General features: G+C 44.6%; 16 protein-coding genes. 7 read left to right on the forward strand and 9 right to left on the reverse strand.

All coding sequences use genetic code 11. From position 1 onward, the window contains the following. Positions 1-13: 13 nt before the first annotated feature. Entirely contained in the window at positions 14-382 is a 369-nt protein-coding gene (locus tag ACLSSO_RS11440) for a hypothetical protein (RefSeq protein ID WP_413942865.1), read from the forward strand. 66 nt (positions 383-448) lie between these two features. Here ACLSSO_RS11440 and ACLSSO_RS11445 read toward each other — a convergent pair whose 3' ends face one another. Continuing rightward, entirely contained in the window at positions 449-1,120 is a 672-nt protein-coding gene (locus ACLSSO_RS11445) for a DedA family protein (RefSeq protein WP_413942866.1), read from the reverse strand. A gap of 97 nt (positions 1,121-1,217) precedes the next feature. Here ACLSSO_RS11445 and ACLSSO_RS11450 point away from each other — a divergent pair, with 97 nt between their 5' ends. Then, positions 1,218-2,069 carry an RluA family pseudouridine synthase gene (locus ACLSSO_RS11450; protein WP_413942867.1) on the forward strand — a complete coding sequence of 284 codons (852 nt, stop codon included), beginning with the start codon at positions 1,218-1,220 and terminating at the stop codon, positions 2,067-2,069. Between the two features lie 56 nt (positions 2,070-2,125). On the opposite strand, the gene ACLSSO_RS11455 is transcribed toward ACLSSO_RS11450, so the two are convergent. After that, positions 2,126-3,046 (reverse strand): hypothetical protein, encoded by a 921-nt coding sequence (locus ACLSSO_RS11455; RefSeq protein WP_413942868.1) that lies wholly within the window; start codon positions 3,044-3,046, stop codon positions 2,126-2,128. 150 nt (positions 3,047-3,196) lie between these two features. On the opposite strand from ACLSSO_RS11455, the gene ACLSSO_RS11460 reads away from it, so the two are divergent. After that, positions 3,197-4,390 carry an endonuclease/exonuclease/phosphatase family protein gene (locus tag ACLSSO_RS11460; RefSeq protein WP_413942869.1) on the forward strand — a complete coding sequence of 398 codons (1,194 nt, stop codon included), beginning with the start codon at positions 3,197-3,199 and terminating at the stop codon, positions 4,388-4,390. Positions 4,391-4,438: 48 nt separating this feature from the next. On the opposite strand, the gene ACLSSO_RS11465 is transcribed toward ACLSSO_RS11460, so the two are convergent. The 6 genes from ACLSSO_RS11465 to ACLSSO_RS11490 all read right to left on the reverse strand — a co-directional run bounded on the left by ACLSSO_RS11465 (position 4,439) and on the right by ACLSSO_RS11490 (position 12,550). Beyond that, the gene (locus ACLSSO_RS11465) at positions 4,439-5,392 is read right to left on the reverse strand and encodes a hypothetical protein (RefSeq protein WP_413942870.1); all 954 of its coding nucleotides are present in this window, start codon (positions 5,390-5,392) and stop codon (positions 4,439-4,441) included. A gap of 188 nt (positions 5,393-5,580) precedes the next feature. Then, positions 5,581-6,549 (reverse strand): hypothetical protein, encoded by a 969-nt coding sequence (locus ACLSSO_RS11470; RefSeq protein ID WP_413942871.1) that lies wholly within the window; start codon positions 6,547-6,549, stop codon positions 5,581-5,583. An 83-nt stretch (positions 6,550-6,632) separates the two neighbouring features. After that, positions 6,633-7,820 (reverse strand): THUMP domain-containing class I SAM-dependent RNA methyltransferase, encoded by a 1,188-nt coding sequence (locus ACLSSO_RS11475; RefSeq protein WP_413942872.1) that lies wholly within the window; start codon positions 7,818-7,820, stop codon positions 6,633-6,635. Positions 7,821-7,823: 3 nt separating this feature from the next. Beyond that, positions 7,824-8,891: a hypothetical protein gene (locus tag ACLSSO_RS11480; RefSeq protein ID WP_413942873.1), complete on the reverse strand. Its 1,068-nt coding sequence runs from the start codon at positions 8,889-8,891 to the stop codon at positions 7,824-7,826. 16 nt (positions 8,892-8,907) lie between these two features. Further along, a complete protein-coding gene (locus ACLSSO_RS11485; protein WP_413942874.1) occupies positions 8,908-11,208 on the reverse strand; it encodes a hypothetical protein in 2,301 nt (766 codons plus the stop codon). Further along, a complete protein-coding gene (locus tag ACLSSO_RS11490) occupies positions 11,198-12,550 on the reverse strand; it encodes a hypothetical protein (protein WP_413942875.1) in 1,353 nt (450 codons plus the stop codon). Before ACLSSO_RS11490 ends, ACLSSO_RS11485 begins: the two co-directional genes overlap by 11 nt. A 164-nt stretch (positions 12,551-12,714) precedes the next feature. Between ACLSSO_RS11490 and ACLSSO_RS11495 the strand changes: the two genes are divergently transcribed. Continuing rightward, complete coding sequence (locus ACLSSO_RS11495; RefSeq protein ID WP_413942876.1) at positions 12,715-13,749, forward strand: glycosyltransferase family 9 protein; 1,035 nt, start codon at positions 12,715-12,717, stop codon at positions 13,747-13,749. After that, the gene (locus tag ACLSSO_RS11500; protein WP_413942877.1) at positions 13,746-15,038 is read left to right on the forward strand and encodes a 3-deoxy-D-manno-octulosonic acid transferase; all 1,293 of its coding nucleotides are present in this window, start codon (positions 13,746-13,748) and stop codon (positions 15,036-15,038) included. The genes ACLSSO_RS11495 and ACLSSO_RS11500 overlap by 4 nt, the downstream gene beginning before the upstream one ends. Here the strand turns inward: ACLSSO_RS11500 and ACLSSO_RS11505 are convergent, their stop codons facing one another. Beyond that, a complete protein-coding gene (locus tag ACLSSO_RS11505) occupies positions 15,039-15,773 on the reverse strand; it encodes a substrate-binding periplasmic protein (protein ID WP_413942878.1) in 735 nt (244 codons plus the stop codon). A 148-nt stretch (positions 15,774-15,921) separates the two neighbouring features. Between ACLSSO_RS11505 and ACLSSO_RS11510 the strand changes: the two genes are divergently transcribed. Together ACLSSO_RS11510 and ACLSSO_RS11515 are read left to right on the forward strand one after the other, a co-directional pair. Next, complete coding sequence (locus ACLSSO_RS11510; protein WP_295900000.1) at positions 15,922-16,383, forward strand: hypothetical protein; 462 nt, start codon at positions 15,922-15,924, stop codon at positions 16,381-16,383. 153 nt (positions 16,384-16,536) lie between these two features. Continuing rightward, positions 16,537-17,670, forward strand: a complete 1,134-nt coding sequence (locus ACLSSO_RS11515) for a hypothetical protein (protein WP_413942879.1) — start codon at positions 16,537-16,539, stop codon at positions 17,668-17,670. The last annotated feature ends 115 nt before the right edge of the window (positions 17,671-17,785 follow it).

The raw sequence follows: 17,785 nt of genomic DNA on the forward strand, positions 1-17,785 counted from the left end.
ATAAGGAGAATTTATGAAAATCGCAACTAAAACTCTAGCTATGTTACTTCTTGGTGTGATGAGCTTCAGCACTTTGCAAGCGAAAGCCGACATCCTGCCAATTCCTACTTACAATCTAATGAATAAATCTATATGGATTACGATCTACACTTTCGGTCAACAAACAGACTGGGGATGCGTTCCTGCCTACAGCATGCGCGCCTGGTGGAGTGGCAACTACGTTCCCGCAGTTCCTTACACTGTTCGCGGTGAAATCAAAGAAAATGCCGACTGCAGTGGCGCAACACTCAGAGAAACAGGAACTCTGGTGCAACTTCCAACTGTGGCATGGATAGATGCTCAAGGAAACTGGCACACAACTCCACTTCCTCCAACTCCTTAGGCAAAAATAAAAAAGGAGTCTTCACGACTCCTTTTTTTTGGGGAAAAAGGTACCTGGTACCTTTTTTTATTGAGAAGCTTTCTGCAACTTCCAGCGGTCTCTTAATTTTTTGATCAGGAAGTACACCAACAAAAGTCCGATGATCGCAAAGACCACCAACTTGAATTGGCGAAGTTTTGTGAGGATCGGCTCTCCGTAGTGAGCCAAAAGATAAATCTGGGTCGGCACACTGATTAAAGCCGCGATACCGTCGATCAGTAGAAACTTCCACGCAGGATAACGTAACATTCCGCAAGCCAAGTGACCTGGGAAACGAAGGCCCGGAGTGAAACGGAAAATACCGCATGCATAAGCACCGTATTTGTGAGTCCACTCTTCCACACGTTTCATCAAATGCTCCGGGAAAAACTTGTGCACGCGAGGATGATAAAGAAGCTTCCGCCCAAATATTCGCCCTATCAGATAGATCACAAAGTCACTCAGCACGACAGCCGTAAACGCAATCGCCGAGGCCGTGTGCACGCTCACGACAGGTGCACCTTCAAATGGAGGTGGGAAGTGTTGCGGGTGAGCTCCCATAAACGCCAGAATCCCGACGCTGATCAGAGTCACCTCTTCAGGAAGCGGAAAGCCCACAGCAGAAAGCATCATCATACCGATCAAAGCTGCGTAAACCGTTCCCGGCTGGTACGCAAACTGAGACATCCATTGAAAGATCGGTTCGTTAGCAAATTCCAATATAGTTTCCCCTGAGCCACTTAATATGGAGTAAACGGTCCCACTTGAACACACTTGCTACACCGTGCTATGTGTAGTTTTCACGTTAAGGAATAGTATGCAGAGTGCCAGAGGATTTGAATACGGAGTCCGACACATAATCAGCCCTCAGTCGGGAGCTGTTTGTGATGTTTTATTAGGCATTTTGGATCTTGATCGTGATTACATCCATTTTTTATTGGACCTAGGGTCCATTTATTTAAATCACAATCGATTAAAAGAAAATTCCTCGGTTTCCGTTGGCGATTACATTCGAGTCCACACCAAACCTCGCCGCTTCTTAACCAACGATGGAAAATGGTCCGAGCGTTTGGTTTTTCAAAACGAACATTTCGTCGTGGCGAAAAAAATCTCAGGCCTTCCCGTGCACGCAAGCGTCGATAATCAAAAAGAACATCTGCAGAATTACTTAGAGAGCACTGTCGGTTGCACGTTGTACGGAACTCACCGCTTGGATGTTCCAACACGTGGGTTGATCGTCTATGCAAAGACGCAAGAGTTTCAAACTGCATTCAACAAACTACTGATCGCTCGTGAAATTAAAAAAATCTATCGCGCGTTGGTCGAAGGACAAAATCTTTCTAAGGGAATTTTGACTCATTATATGGAGCCTTCTCCCCGCGCTCCGAAAAAAGTGGCGCGTGAAAAACAAGAGGGCTGGCAAGACTGCGTTCTTGAGATTTTAGATATTGAGTTGAAAGAAGAAAACCGCAGCGAAGTGCGCATTCACTTGCATACCGGGCGCACACATCAAATCCGCGCGCAATTAGGATGCGAAAATCATCCGATCGTGGGTGATCATGCGTATGGTGCTAAAAAATTGTGGGAAGAAGAGAGAGTTGAGTTAGAAGCCTGTGAGCTGAGCTTCATCAACCCGCTCACAGGGGAATCGCATAATTTTAAGATATAGCGGAAGCTGCTTCAGCTCCAGGCCGCTGGCCTTCCGCTCTGCCGGCGTCCGCCGATTTAAAACACATAAGCGTTGGTCATCAAAGAATACTGCGTGTTTTCTGGTTGCCAGTAAGCAACGTCTTTACCCTTGTAGCTTCCCAATGTTGTTTGGTTTTGGAAACCCAAAGTGAAAGTCAAACCGCGCATAGGGCGCATCTCAAGACCCAAGCCCGCTCTAAGGCGAGTCACGTGGCTGCCTTCAAGATCTTCAACGTCAGAAGAGTAATACCAATCTTCATCAAAACCCACTTTAGGTTTTACAGAGAAGTATTTATTGATGTCGATAACGGCTTCTACGTAGTTCTCAAAAGAGTATTGCTTCGTTGTGCTGCGTGGATCTTTTTTGTATCCACCATCATCGTACTGTGGAGTTTCAGGATCGAAGTAAGCTGTTTGTCTTTGCCAGTAGATATCAGGCTTCACCGCATAAGTGATCGAAGAGAAACGACCGATGGCATACTCAAAGTAACCTTCGAAACGAACCTTCGTCACCATTTTAGAATTTTGTGAGTAAGGACTTGTTGGCAAATAAAGTTTTACGTTACCAGAGATGTCGATATCGCCGATGTAGCCCAAATCATATTTTGAATAAGCGAAATGGATATCTTGAAGATCGGCAGTTGCTGCAACTTGGTCGTCGTATTTGTTTCTTCCGGAAGTGTTGTAAGTGAAAGGAAGACGAACAGAGAATTTTGTATCCGCATCGATCTTGTTGTTGAAACCAAAGTAGTTGTAAGACTCCAAAGAACGATCGCCCGAAGCTGTTTTGCCGTAGCTCATGTTAGAGACAGAAGCGATAGAGAAGAACGTCACGTTCCAGTTACGGCGGAAGGAATCACCCGCGGACATAACCAAACTTTCCTCACGCTCTTGGGCATGTACGAATGGTCCAAAACAAGAAATTGCCAGTGTGAGGGCCAAGGCCTTTTTAAGCATGAGAACTCCTTAAAAGATCGGAAAATCCATGGATTTATGCCATATTGCAGCACGTTACACAATATCCAATTTTTAGACAGGCCGAGTCTCAACCGTTTCCTGAAAATCTTTGCGCTTGAGTCCAAAACCCAATCCCCTTACAACTGGGTCATGAAAAAATTACTGTCATTTAGAAACCTGATTCTCGCTCTTGTTCTTTCTCTGGCAACTGGTTGCGCTATTAGCTTTAAAAAGAAGCATTGGGACCTGCCTCCGAAGGCGGATAACGAAGTCTCTGTGATGTCTTTTAACGTCGAAAACCTTTTCGACACGGTTCATGATGAAGACCGCAACGACTATGCGTACTTGCCTTATATGGTGAAAAAAACCAATCCCAAGTACCAACAAGCCTGCAAAGAAATCAACGCTGACAACTCTTACCGCTTGAACGAATGCTTGAGCACAGATTGGAACGATGCTCAGTTGGATCAAAAGCTAAAGAATCTTTCTGAAGTGGTTCTGAATGTCGACACCAACGGTCCTGACGTATTGATGTTGATCGAAGTGGAAAACATCAATGTTCTAAATATCTGGAATAAAAACTACCTGCAAAAAGCCGGTTATCAAACTGTTGTGTTGATTGAAGGCCCAGACAAACGCGGTATCGACGTGGGCTTTATGTCTCGTTTTCCTTTAGTTGGAAAACCTGTTCTTCACCCGATTCCTTGGAAACCAAAAAACGACGAAGACAAAAAATGGATGGAGCAATCTCGTAATGTTCTTGAAGTAACAGTCAAAGCACCCAACGGCGATCCTTTGACCTTCTTGGTGGCTCACTTTCCTTCCCAAGCAAATCCTACTTACTGGCGCCAACAAGCGGCGGAGTTTGTGACGAAATTGATGAAAGAAAAAGGTCCTAACACGATGGTTATGGCCGGTGGTGACTTGAATATCTCGGCTGAAGAAGAAGACAAAGAACACATCTTCAGCGATATTCTTGCAAAAGGCGGAGCCGTTTCTCACTTTGTAGGTTGCAAAGAGTGCCCAGGCACACACAACTATCGCAAGTCTTGGTCGTTCCTTGATGCTCATATCTATGGCCCTGCTCTTTTGGCAGACGGTGCTGGAAGCTATCAAATGGAGCCAAACACAATCGACGTGATTCGCTACAGCGATGTCCATCTTAAAAAAGGAAAATATCCGAAGCGTTGGGATTACGATAAACTGGAAGGTGTGTCAGATCACTTCCCGCTCTATGTTCGTTTGAAACAACGTGGGCCTGCAAAAAATCCGGTGCAAGAACCAGCTCCTAAAGCTGAAGTTAAAAAAGAAACACCGAAGAAAAAAGCAAAAGCTAAGAAGTAATAAAAAAGCCGCGATAACAACGCGGCTTTTTTATTTTCATAGTTTCTACTATTCAGGGCCGATCAGTCTCAACCAAGGCTGCGCATCGTAGTGGCCCTTAATTCCGTTCATCGCATTGATTTGATAATTGCGATAAGCGGAGTCTCTGGAAAGCCCGTTGTAACAAGCGCTGTAACCTGAAGAGTATCTATTGTAAGCGCCTAAAATTTTATGCATGGGATCTCCGGTTTGATTGCAACTTGCCGAGCGCGCTTCCATGTAGTTGTTGTAGTACTCAGTGAAGCCGTAATACAGAGTGCTACCGATGCCGCAGTACTTGCCACTATTAAAAAACTCCGCATTGAGTAATTCATCCGCGCTGAATCCTGAGCGAGCGACTTGCGAAATTCCCCAGTCATCCAAGACATTGTAAGAACCGCCGCTTAAGAAAACGAAAAACCAATCTTTATAACGGACGTAGTGCTGCCAGTTGCTTTCTTGCCAAGAAAGAGCTTTGAGTGCTCTTAGGAAAATGGTTTTTTCCGTTCCCGTTAATACATTGCCATGGTCTGCTAAAAGTTTGGTGCCTGTTTGTTCGATAAGCTTATTCACGTCGCGGTAGTACTCTCCCCTCTTTGTAGTGATTTGCCACTGTTGTGCAGTCAGAGCATAAGAGAGATCAATTTTTCCATGACAGCTTGTTGTGACGTCAGCCCATTTTGATCCACGTCCACCAGAGACTGAACTTTTCAAAGACCAACGATCAAAGAGATTGTAAACGCGTTCACGCGATCCAATATTTTCACGAGAAAGATCCGCAGAAGGAATCGCTGGAATTTCCGTCACTGGTGGCTGTGGAGTTGGCGTTGGGGAAGGAGTTGGTGTTGGCGACGGAGTCTCATTGTCGACGGTGTGATTAGTATCTTCTGAAGGAGGGGAACCCGACGAAGATTTTGAACAAGACACAAATGTCAGAGCAATGAACGAAATAAGAATCGCTCGAAGTGGGGTTCTTAGGACCATGGCACCTCCTGTTTAAGTGTGCTCATTTAATAAGCATCACTAAGCAGTCGGCACTATAAAAATCAACCTTGGCCCCAGTTCCCTCCTTAGGTCTCACGCGTTTCGGAGTATTCTCAAGTTCACTCACTGAAAATAAAAAAGGCCCTCACGCGAGAGCCTTCTTCATTCTTAAATCAGATTTTTCAGGATTAGAAGTTTAACAAACGGCTTAAATCCAAAGTGGGACGTTTACCGCAAGTCACAAGCTTTCTGATTTCATTTTTAATTTGAATTTGCTCATTACCAGCAACAACGTCGTAAGTTTTCTTAGGACCTGCAGACCCTTTAACTTTACCGATAAGCTCAGAGCAAAGACCTTCAATCTTCATTGTCACGTTTGCGCCAGAAACGCCTGAGTTGAAAACGCGATCGTTAGATCCTGGGTACTTCATAGAGGAATTCATAGAAAGAATTTTGACTTCTGAAGTTTGCAATGACGCTTTATCAATTGTCATCGCAAGATCCATTGAGATTTTGTTGTTTACGTTGCCAGCACCTTTAGCGCCGCCAAGAGAGCCTTCAATTTTAACAACCAACTCATAAGCATCTTTGTTGTCTTTTGACGGAACCAAAGCCAACTCATAAACGTTGTCTACAAGATTCACATAAAATCTTTTTTTATTTTTATCAGCGGTATCAACTGAATATTTAAGACCCGCAGCTTTGATCTCAACGCCCAAGTCACCGTTCAACTCGCCATGTGTGACGTCCAAAGATTTAGACGCTTTGGTTTTCCAAGCACCATCTTCAGTCGCGTATTCAAGATTTTCTTTCGCAGCCGTGATCTTAGCTTGTTTTAAACCTTTATCGTTATCCGCCAGTTTTTCTAGAGCATACTGAGTTTTAGTTGCATCCAAAGAACCTGTTGCCAATTTCACAAGCTCTACAGCTTCGATTTGTCTTTCAATCAAGAACGCTGACAAACCATAATCAGTTAAAGAAAACTGATTCGGATTTCTTTGAGTAGCACCGCCACCTTTACCCGCTTTTCTAGCGTTCTGCTGTTGAATTGTAGCGCGCAGATTTTTATCCACCACAGCCTTATCTTGAGGCGTGCAAGCAGAAGTTAACAAGGCAGACGAAATAAGAAGAGCTGAGAAAATATAGGCTGTTTTCATGGCTCAGGAATCTAGCTTGAAAACCGCGAAGTTTCTAGAGGAAGTACAAGGACTTCGCCTAATTCTAACCATTTCCTAAAAATTTACAGGCGTGTCAAAACCGTGAACAGGCAGCGGAGTCCGCCATTATTGATTTTATGCTCTTTTAGGATGCGGTAGCCTTTCGGCACCGGCTGAACCCTCTCTTTTTCGGGGTATAAAATACCTAGCTTTTCTGGCTTATAGCGACGGCAAAGGACCTCGGCCAGGCTTTTAAGCCCCCCTTTGACGGCCTCCGGAAGACGTTCCCCATACGGAGGGTTTACAATCATCCATACACGGCTATTTGCTGGCTGATCTTCGCTTTCTAAGGCATCCCTTAGAAGGAATTCTGCTTCCGCTTTTTTAAAGTTCTTTTTACGAGCCGTCGCGATCTGCTTTTCCACTTCTGCGAAATTTCTTTCCGCAACAGGAATCATCTCTTCATTGATATCAAAACCCACGAACTTTTTAAAAATCACTTCTGGAGGAAGCTCATAGTTAAAAACAAAGCTCGGTGACAAAAACAACTTCGGCGTTTTTTTCCATTTTTGAAAAGCATAGGGACGAACAAACTGCCCGTTCCACAAAGCACGAGCCTCTGTTAAAAAAGTTCCAGAGCCCATCATCGGGTCTAACAAAGTGACTTGGCTGATCTCCGCCGGAGTTGCATCGCCAATCAGATTTTTTAAAAGATAAGCCGCGATCGTTTCGCGCAAAGGAGCTTCGCCTTTTAAAACAGACCAGCCCCTTTTGTGAAGATGCTCACCCGTGGAATCAAGACTGATCGTGCAAAGATCATCATCCATGCGAATGTAAATACTTGCGCAAGGCTCAGCACCCTGTTTATCACCGAAGATTTCTTTTAAAGCCTTCTCGGCACTTTCCTGCAGACGCTTTTCATTATTCAAGCGACTTTTTTGCGCCGCCACTTCCCACTCGACAGTACCGTGAGCAAGAAATTCGTTCCAAGGAAGAGATTTGAATTTTTGATAGAACTTCGGAAGATCGCGGGCCTTAAAAGAAGCCATACGCAACAAAATACGGTTAGCTGTTTTTAAAAAGAAATTAAGCTGCAGTCCCGCAAAGAGTTCTGTTTCAAACTCAAGGCCCCCTTCAAGAACTTGCACTTCGGGAAAAGGCAATGAATGAGTTTTTGCATCCTTCCCCAGAAGATACGGCCACACTTCTTTCATTTCAAGCAGTGCGCTTTCCTCATAATCCAACGGGGTCGCGACGAAAAAACGATTCATGAATTAAAATCTCCAGTAGGCGTCAAACAAAAGATAGTAACCGTCGACCGGAGAAAATTTTAACGACGCAACATCTGTCGCATTCAAAGAAAAACTCAAATGAAACTTATCCCAGATTTTTAAGTACGTCAGATATCCCCCGACAGCTTTCTTTTCAAAGTTATAACTCGGGCCCAGAAGAACGCGGTCCCAGTTATCGAGAATAAATTCATAACCCGTTTGGAAAGAGCTCGTTCCCAAGGATTTGATTGCCGTGGCGTCTTGGGCTTCATCAAAGGTAAAAAGGGCGACCGTTAAAAGCGTGTGCGACACAACACTCTCAGAAGAAATTGAATCCCAGTGCACGTTCAGATTGAGTGTCGAGCCTGTTTGATTGGGAATTTTAGCGTAAGTTAAACCCGCGGCAAAAACATTCGAATACGATTCGTACACTTGCATTTTTGCAGAGGCATTCACCGCTCCTAAAAAATCCGCTGGAACGACCGTTCCCACTGTCAGCCACTTTTTAAGTCCGTAGTTCACTTGGCCGAACCAAGTGATCATGTATTCGCCTTGCCACAATGTTTGCGCCGTTTCACCAACCGCAACACCTTGAGTGAAAAGAGGTTTGTACTTGGAAGAAATATTTTTTCCCGATTGAGTGACAATCAGGTCTGTCGTGCCCTTGTATTTTTCATTCTCCGAACTTAAATCCAAGTGCATCAACTGATCACCGACCTGGATAAAGTTCAAACGCGATTGACGAAGAAGTTCTGCCGTCAGTTCATAAGTACCGTCTTGCTTATTCTCAATACCCGTCACTTCCACAAAACCGATAATGCCGGCGGCCGGAGTTTGCGATTCAAGGGCAATGATCTCGCCGATGTACCAGTCACTGAAAGTGCTGATCGCCTTTAGAGTTTTATTGTCGATGATAGATTGAACGCGGGCACGGGATTCAGGATGAAGAGCGCGGACGTCTTCTGCTGCGGGCTCACGAACAACAATAGGAACTTCGTCGTCCATAGAGGACGCCCAAGTGAAGCTAGAGCCTAGTGTCAGCAATAAGAATAAAACGAGCCTTAAAGTCATTAAGGCTCAACGTATCTTAGTTTTTGGCCTTATTCAATTGATCCTTCAGCGTTCCAAATAAGCGCACAATTTCCATGCGTGTGGCTTCTCCGACACCCCACATTTTGCTGAACTGGAATCCAGCGAGGTCTGCCGCCCCCGGGATGCCACCTTTGAACACTAAATAGGCAAATCCTTCTTTTAACAAAGTCTCGGATTTTGTATCAGTGACAGTTCTAAAAAACGGAATAAAGCGTGGAGAGGCCCCATAAACTTCGTCCAAAGACAGACGCTGATTTTTATCCTGGTCATACATCACAACCACACCTTCGATATAGTGCAGGATTGTCACCATCGTGCGGATGTTCGCTGTTTCCACATAACCGACTTTTTGATTCACGGCGACGGATGCGACAGAAAGATAATTATAGAACTGATCCCATTCCGCTGCGCTCAAAGATTTCACATACTGGACAAGACCTGGGAGGTTATTAAAATACACACCGATGTGTTTTCGAAGCTGATCTTTAAAACAGCTTTCTTTGAAAAATGGCTTATCAAAGACATCTTTTTCAGCAATGGCACATTGAGCGGCGATCATATGATCACTCACCGCCTCTGCCGTTGAAAGACCTGCGGCGAACAACGTGCTCACAAATTCATAAGTTTCTTTTTGATCCATCAGCTCATTGCCGTTTCCGCTGAACGTAAAGAAATTGGCTTCAAGGAAACTGCGTCCTCCGGAATTGGCAGAGCGAGGATCGAAAGCTTTTAAATCCAGACCCAGCTCTTGGAAGTCGTCATACCAGCTGATAAGACCGACCTTTGTCATTCCCGCTTCACTCAGACGACCTTTGGTGTTTTCTCCGTAACCGACAAGCAACATGCGCGAAAGCGCTCGCATAAGGTTGGCCTTCATCAACGAAGCCCATGTTTGTTTTGCTGTAGGACTTTTCTGATCAATCAACAAGCGGCCTTCTTTATTAAAGCTCACTGGCATTTGATTCTTTAAAAGCTCTCCGTAATCAGCCCAGGCATTTTCCAAAGCCTTTTGCTCGAACGCATCCTCGGTCAGTCCTTTTTCAATCACGAAGGTCTTATTAAACTTGTTATAAGCCGCCAAAAGTTCTTGCGGAGTGATGCCTCCGTTAGATTCGGCAACAGGAATGCTGTCGATAAAGCTTTGCTGTAAACGCCAGATATTAAATTCGCCGATCAATGTCGTGAGATGTTTTTTCTCTAAACCCAAAAGCGAACGTGGATCTGATTTTTTATCCGGATCTAAGATTTTGATTAACACCGCACGATACGTTTTCTTCATCGACTTCGGACGGATCGACATCGTCAACTTTGGAAGAGCCTGATCAATCAAATTATCGATGTCTTCAACAGGAATACGCCCGAGTGTTTTCATTTGATGTGAGTTCATCAGAAGTTTCACACCTTGGTATAAAAACTGGCTCGCCTGACGAAGTTTTCCCGAATCCTCAAAATGAAGATCGCTTAATGAGTAATGATATTTTAAGGCCAACTCATAGAGGTCAATCAATGTATCAAGACTTTCGCTCCATTGCTTTAGATCGACAAAATGAGCGCGTTCCCCCATTAAAACATTCTTAACCCCTTCAACCACCGGGATCCACTCACCATAAAGATCATAGGGCGCAAAAGGCTCGTTACCGCGGATGAATTCTGAAAATCCAGAGAGAGCTCTTTTGGCATCGTCAAAACTATATTCTGATTTCACGATCTGCGTATTCACCAACAAGCGCTGCAAGCTTGTGCGCAATTGACTGGTGGCAGACGTGATTTTCTCCCACTCGGCGCTTTTCTGGCTGGTTTGATTTAAGAGAATCTTCACGTGCGGAGCCAGCTCAACAGCTTCATCGCGCACTATATTCAGAATCTCAATCAAACGGACAATTTCATCTTTCGTAATATAAAGAGTGGATCCGCCAAGAAGAGCTTTTTTAATTTTCATCAGCTCAGCCGCGAATTCCGGCGACACGTTGTTCTTTTTTAAGAAGTACTTTCCAAAGAACTTACGCATTTCTTCAACGGTATAGCCGTTCTCAACAGAACCAAAGGTGCGCTTATTAAAATACTTCAGCGCATCGGTCATACAATCAAAACCGCCACGCACGTCTTTTTCTACGGCGTCACCGACGGAGTACTTCTGCAATTGATTAGGAATGTCTTTAAGACACGCAAAACGTGCATCAGAAAACTCAATCACTTCGGGCTCTGCTTTTTTCCCATTCAAAAATTCGCTGCATCCCGCAGAGGAAAGAGCCAGAACCACAGCCATGGCGATGTTCATTTTAGTCTTAGAAAACATACGCCGCTCCTACCATCAAACGATCATTATTCTCGAACTGCGCAATTTCATTTTGATTGTCAGCGGTCAAAGGTCCCGCTTTCACGATTTGCATTTCACCGATCACGGACCACAAGCCCGAAATACGGAATCGCGTACTTAAGCGAATCAAATCAAAAGAGTTTTTATCCGAATGCGTGTAACTGAGTTTCCCAATCAAACGGCGATTTTTCCTAAACGGATAATTCGTTAAAAGAGAAATCTGTTGCGCCTGCTTATAAGGATAGCGGCTCATCAAGGCGGCGCGATTCGGGTTGGCAAGCTCCCCTTCTTCTTTCACGTTTCCACCAAAGACATCCAAATGCTGAACACTCACACCCCAACGGCCGTTATTCCACTCCACAAATGGGCTGACTAAAAATGCATCCTCAAAAACCGGATGAGTCCACTGCTCTTCAAAAATATCATCTTTATTCGGACGATCTAAAGTACCACTGACGCCAAAACGCACCTGATCCATTTTATAGCTAACGTCTCCGCCTAGGAGCGAATGATAGAAAACTTGCGGTTGTAAATTCACAGCTCCTTTGAGCTGCCCGATATCGAGTTTTCCCTCGTATCCGATCGCCAATTGATTGGCGGGTTTATAGGCATAACTCAGCTGGGCGCGAAACGCTTGCGGGTCACCGAAAGAAAGTTTCATTCCAAAAGAGTTTTGCAAAACGATTTGTGACTCGTTGGGTTTTTCAAATTTATAGTCAATCGCCGTCGCCTCACTCCAAATGCGAATGCTTTCTGGAGGACGACGGAACCACGGATTTCCTTTCACGAAACTTCCATTTTCGATTTCAAAACTGGGACCTTGATCAGGCAGATACAAAGGAGAAGCAAAGAGCATCAGCGTGTAATAAGGCTTATCGATTTGCCAAAAAAGTCCGGTCAAACCCTGGCGTTCGGGTGCAAGAGGATTCCACTTAAAAAGCGGCTCCCACACACCTAAATCCCAGCGAGCATCGAGTTCATTCCAAAGCATGCGCTTTCGGCCAAAATAAAAAGTTTCATTCTCATTTTGACGGCTCTGAATATAGGCTTCTGCGAAATTGAGATAATTCAGAAGTGGCGCGCCCATGGCGACACCGCCAGATATATCCACTTTCCAAGTCTCGTCTGTAAAAGGGTCCGTTTTAAGCTGGGCCCCTACAAATTGATAATTGGTTTTTTGCGTAGCTTCAAAGGTCGGGCTGATAAAGGAGTCCGAAAAAAGTCGCATCTCAGTCTGCACCTGAGACCAAGCAAAATGGGGCGCCAACAGCACAAAAGCTGCCGCAATCAAAGATGAGAAAAAGCGACGGACGAAAGGCATAGGCCTCCTATTCAGACGCTTATAGATCAAAGCCCGTGCCCCCTTGAGGGCGACTTTACGAACAATCCTATTAAAAACTTTTAAACAAGTGACCTTTTTCGGCGTCTTTGCTAGGCTTGGCGCTGGGCGCAGGATGTGTAACTGGACTGCGCCCCGAGGTATAAATGAACGCCAAAACTGCTAAATTTTTAATCATTCGCTTCTCCGCCTTCGGAGATGTCGTTCAGACTTTGAGCGTTCCTTCGGCTATCAAACAAACATATCCTGATGCAGAAATTCACTGGGTCACGCGCAAAGACATGGCGCCGTTACTTAAAGGCCATCCGAACATCGATCGCGTGTGGGAGTTTGATCGCAAAGCCGGTCTTGGTGGATTGATAAATCTCACAATGCAAATGCGTCGCGAGAATTTCACGCATATCTACGATGCTCACAACAACATGCGCTCACGTGTGATTTCGTGGGTGCTAAGACCTTTGGGATTTTTGGGCGTTGGCGCGCATTTTATTCGTCGCTCCATTCGTCGTTGGAAAAGGTTTCTGCTTTTCCGTTTTCGCATCAACACTTTTGAAATGCCGTTCTCTGGTCAGCGCGATTTGCTAGAACCCCTTCTTCCTTGGGGTATTTCCAAAACTCCTCCGGCAGCTCCGCAGCTTTTCTTAAGTGAAGAGAGCTATAAAAAAGCGCAAGAGATTCTGCAAGACTACAATGGCTGTGTGGCCTTAGCTCCGTCAGCAGCGCATTTTCTAAAGCGTTGGCCGAAGGAATATTGGAAAGAATTGATTCTTCTTTACCCCGACCAAAAATTCGTTCTTCTCGGTGGTCCGGAAGATTCCTTCATTGAAGACATTCGTGATGTGGCTCCAGAGCGCGTGATGAATCTTGCGGGAAAATGCTCTTTGCCTGTGAGTGCCGGAGTGGTTGCACAATCAGCAACTTTAATTACTAACGATACGTGGCTTTTGCATGCGGCAGAACAATTAGGAAAAAAGGCGATTGCCTTGATGGGACCAGCACCTTTTGGCTTTCCTTCTCGTTCTTCCACAAAAATTATGGAAATCGAGCTGCCATGCCGTCCGTGCAGCAAACACGGACAAGGTCCTTGTGTGAACAAAGAAAAGTTCCATCAGTGCCTTGTCGATATCACACCAAAACAAATCGCCGCTGAGCTTAGAAACATCCTGGATCGTCAACCATGAGCATGCTTGTTTTCTATTTCTATAAATTCGTGATCGTTCCCTTGGCCTATTTTCTTTTGCAGCTTTGCCGCCCCTTTTTAAATGGCAAACTGCGCGAAATGATCGAAGATAAAAACCAGGGCTTCTACCATATCAAAAAAGCTCACAGCGAAAATGAAATCGCTTTGGCTCGTCCTTTTTGGATTCACGCCGCCAGCGGAGAAATCGAATACGCGCGCCCTGTGATTCGTGAACTTAAAAAACAACATCCTGATATTCCCATTCTTGTGACGTACTCCTCTCCGTCAGCAAAAAAGATTTTAACAGGTCTTCATGAAGTGGATGTGTGGGCCGCACTTCCTTGGGATTTAGATTTTTTAATTGCGAAATTTATCAAAAAATGGAATCCCCGCATTCTTTTATTTTCGCGCACGGATGTGTGGCCTGTTTTAGCGTCTGTCGCTAAAAAACAGAATCTTCCGACTGCGTTGTTTTCAGCGACTTTTGCTGACAACTCTTCCCGTCTTAAAGGAATAACTCGTTACTTGACCCGCTTTGCTTTAAGTCATCTTTCAGAGATCCACTGCGTATCTGCGGAAGACATTCAGAATCTTGAATCCTTGCATTTAAAAGTTCCGGTCATGGCCAGCGGTGACACGCGCTTTGACCAGGTCTTTCACCGTCTTGAAAATCCGAAAGCTCTTAAAAGTGAATTGATCCCAAGCCCTGAGGATTTTATTTTTATTGCGGGCTCGACGTGGCCTGAAGATGAAGCCGTTCTTTTACCGGCTCTGGAAAAACTAAAGGCCCTTCACATGCAGGTGATCATTGCACCTCATGAAACCACATCTGAACATCTGGACAGCCTTGAAAAGAAAATGCACGATTTGGGACTGCGTTTTGTTAGATACTCACAAGCGCAAGTATGGCCTGCGGGTTCCATTTTGATTGTGGATCAAGTGGGAATTTTGGCGGAGCTTTACACTTGGGCTGATATTGCCTTTGTCGGCGGTTCTTTTAAGAAACAAGTGCACAGTGTGATGGAGGCCCTCGCGGCGGGTTTGCCTGTTCTGGTCGGCCCTTTTCATCGCAATAACCGTGAAGCTTTGTTTTACCAAAAGAAGAATTTTTCTTCCGGCATGATCGTTCAAGTGGTGCATTCGGCAGAGGATATCGCGGTTCTTTTGCAGCGAATGAAAAAGCATCAGGAACAGATTCCGCATATCAAAGAAGAGATTCGTGCCGAAATTGGCAAAAACCGCAACTCCACGTTGCGCGTCCTTTCTTCGATTGAAAAAGTTTTGCAATAATTAAAGATTGCGAAGGACGTATTCATCAACAGCCTTAGAGAAATTTATTTTCTCTAAGGCATCGTTGAGAATCCGGATTTTTTCCTTATTGTGCTCATTGAAAGAAAAAAACAGCGATTTTGTTTCAATGATTTTCGGATTGATCTCCAAGACCCCTGCGTATTTTGTAGAGTTGTTTTTTAAGTAATACTGCGCCACTCTGTAGTCGATAAGAACACCGTCAACAAGGCCCTCGACCAGTTTTTCAATAGTCGCTATTTCACTTAAAAGCGGCATCACTTTGATCATTTTTTTCTGAACCAGATGATTGAACTCTTCGGTGTTGCCATACCCTTGAGTCACCGCAAAAGTTTTTCCTTTAAGGTCTTTCAACTCTTTCCACTTTAAAGGTTTGTCTTTTCTTTGCAAGAACACGACAGGCGAAGTGAACAAGGCCTCAGAGGAATAAAATCCCGGCAAAACTTCTTCTCTCCAAGCAGGATAGTAGCCTACGAAGGAAGGCTTCGCTCCATTTTTCTGAGCTTGCACCCATGGAGAAAAAACAAATTCAATCGTGATTCCTTTTTTGCTGAGAACTTTGCGAATGGCATCCGCGGCGGCTCCATTTTTAGGGCACGAAGAACAGATATACGGAGGCCAATCCAAGGTTGCCACCACCCATGTTTCCGCAAGCGCCGTTCCTCCAGAGAACGAGATAAGCAAAGAAATTAAAAAAGAAAACGGTTTACGAAACATAGTCTCTATTCTCAAGGAGGAAAGGAACCAAGGCAAGTTACAAGACTTTGGTGTTCTTGTGTCCTATTTCGTCACTGCTTTTAAAAACTTTTCGTTCCCAATTGTTCCCGCACCTGGGTCTGTCCTTTTCTGATATCTTAGATGAATTATGAAACGTTGGATCTTGATACTGAGTTTAATTTCTTCTCCCGCTCTCGCCGATTCCCTTTGCTATCAAAGTGAGGGAAATCCACGTACTGGAAAAGCCTTTGCAACTGATCAAGATTATCAAGAAGAACTCTCTCGGTGGAGATCTCAGGCTCCTAGCACACCGAATCCTTTCTCCCTTTTAAAAGCTTATAATGTTTATTCGTCTGAAAAAGCCTTCGCGAACTCCATGAAATCAGACAAGCGCGCTCATTGCTATATGGGCTGCAGAATCTCGCAAAGCACGAATTATAAGACCGCCGATTACGTCGGATGGCTTAAAGAAGAACGAGATCTCAAAGACTGCAATCGCAACACTCACTATGACGAAGAAGACTATGTTGCGACTCTTCGTGGGGCAACATTTGGCGAGTCTCAGAAAGACGCGAAAGGCTGCCTTCAGGCCTGTGAGCAAGTCTACTAAAGACCCGAGATCTCTTCATATGCCCGCCAAGCCTTGGCGACAAAAAACGCCAGGTGTATAAAGGTGCCCATACCAAACCTTCTATTTTTGAAATGAAACTCCAACCCCTCAGCATGAAACTTGAAATGATCCCTGTAGGAATACGGGGTTGGAATGAAAAGAACCGCAATATCAACAGTTTGTCTCATTATGATACTGACTGCGCAAACTTGGGCGCAAGGTCAGATCAGTACGGCTTTGCCTGAGACAAAGAAGGAAAGCAAATTTTCTGCGGAATGGCGTTTGCGTCTTTCGGGTTCTGACGTGCACGACGAACAAAGCCAAGCCAAAATCGTTGATATCCGTGCAGAAATCAAAGCGAAATATCTGCTGAGCAATTCACTTCAACTCGACATTCAACCGACATTGCGTTTGCAATCAGGTCAAACTCAGTCTGTGGATGGCGCTGATAAACCAGAAAACAAGATCACTTTAAATCAAGCGGCGGCTCACTATCTTCCTTTCCAAGGATTGCGTCTTTCTGCAGGGGCTTTGAATCAAAGGCACATGCACACGCAACTTTTAATGGACAACTTGGCTTTCCCGGCAGCTCGCATGGAAGGTCTTTTAAAATACGGAAACTTTAAATCAAGCTTGGCTCTGGAATCCGCTATTCCAACTTCAACATCTTTAAGCACAAACACAAAAGAGCTTGAAGCAACGCCCTCTTTAAATGCGGCAGCTTTAAAACTCAACTGGCAAGCGGCTAAAAATCTTTATTGGAAAACAACGGCGGGATATTTTGTTTTTAACAATCTTCCCTCTGCAGTAGCTCAGCAATCTCGTCTGCTCGGTAACGAAGTCGACAAAATTTCTGATGCTCAATATGCCTTCACAAATCAATATGAAGGCATCGAAGCTTCGACAGAGTTTGAATTTCCGGTTTTCTCGGCGTTGGATTTGAACTTTGGCGGTGAATACGTGATGAATCAAAAAGCCGTTTCTAAGGACAACCAAGCTTATCGTTATTATGCTAACGGCGAAATTCACCTGACAAAAAATATGGATTTGGTGATTGGCGGAAGTTATTTCTCTGTCGCACCAGAGGCCGCTGTAGCTTATTTCAATGCTTCCGGTTTTGAAACAAACCGCGTGGGTTATGCCGCTGAAAGCTCTTTGGCTTTCAATAAAGAGGGCTTCCTTGTCGGTCTTAAGTATGTTGATTCCGAAGTGATGTTTGCTAACACTGTGCAATCTCGCGAAAAGACTGTGTTCATTAAGCTGGAGACTTTCTATGCTGATCTCTAAGAAAAATCTCATCCATTCATTCTTAGGTCTTTATGCTTTAACGGCCCTGGCAGCTTGTAACTTGCCAAGCCCTAAAGATAAGAACGACACAGGTTCCAGTGCTGCGACATTCACA

Origin of the sequence: Bdellovibrio sp. HCB-162 (assembly GCF_047344985.1) — a bacterium.
Lineage (GTDB): Bacteria > Bdellovibrionota > Bdellovibrionia > Bdellovibrionales > Bdellovibrionaceae > Bdellovibrio.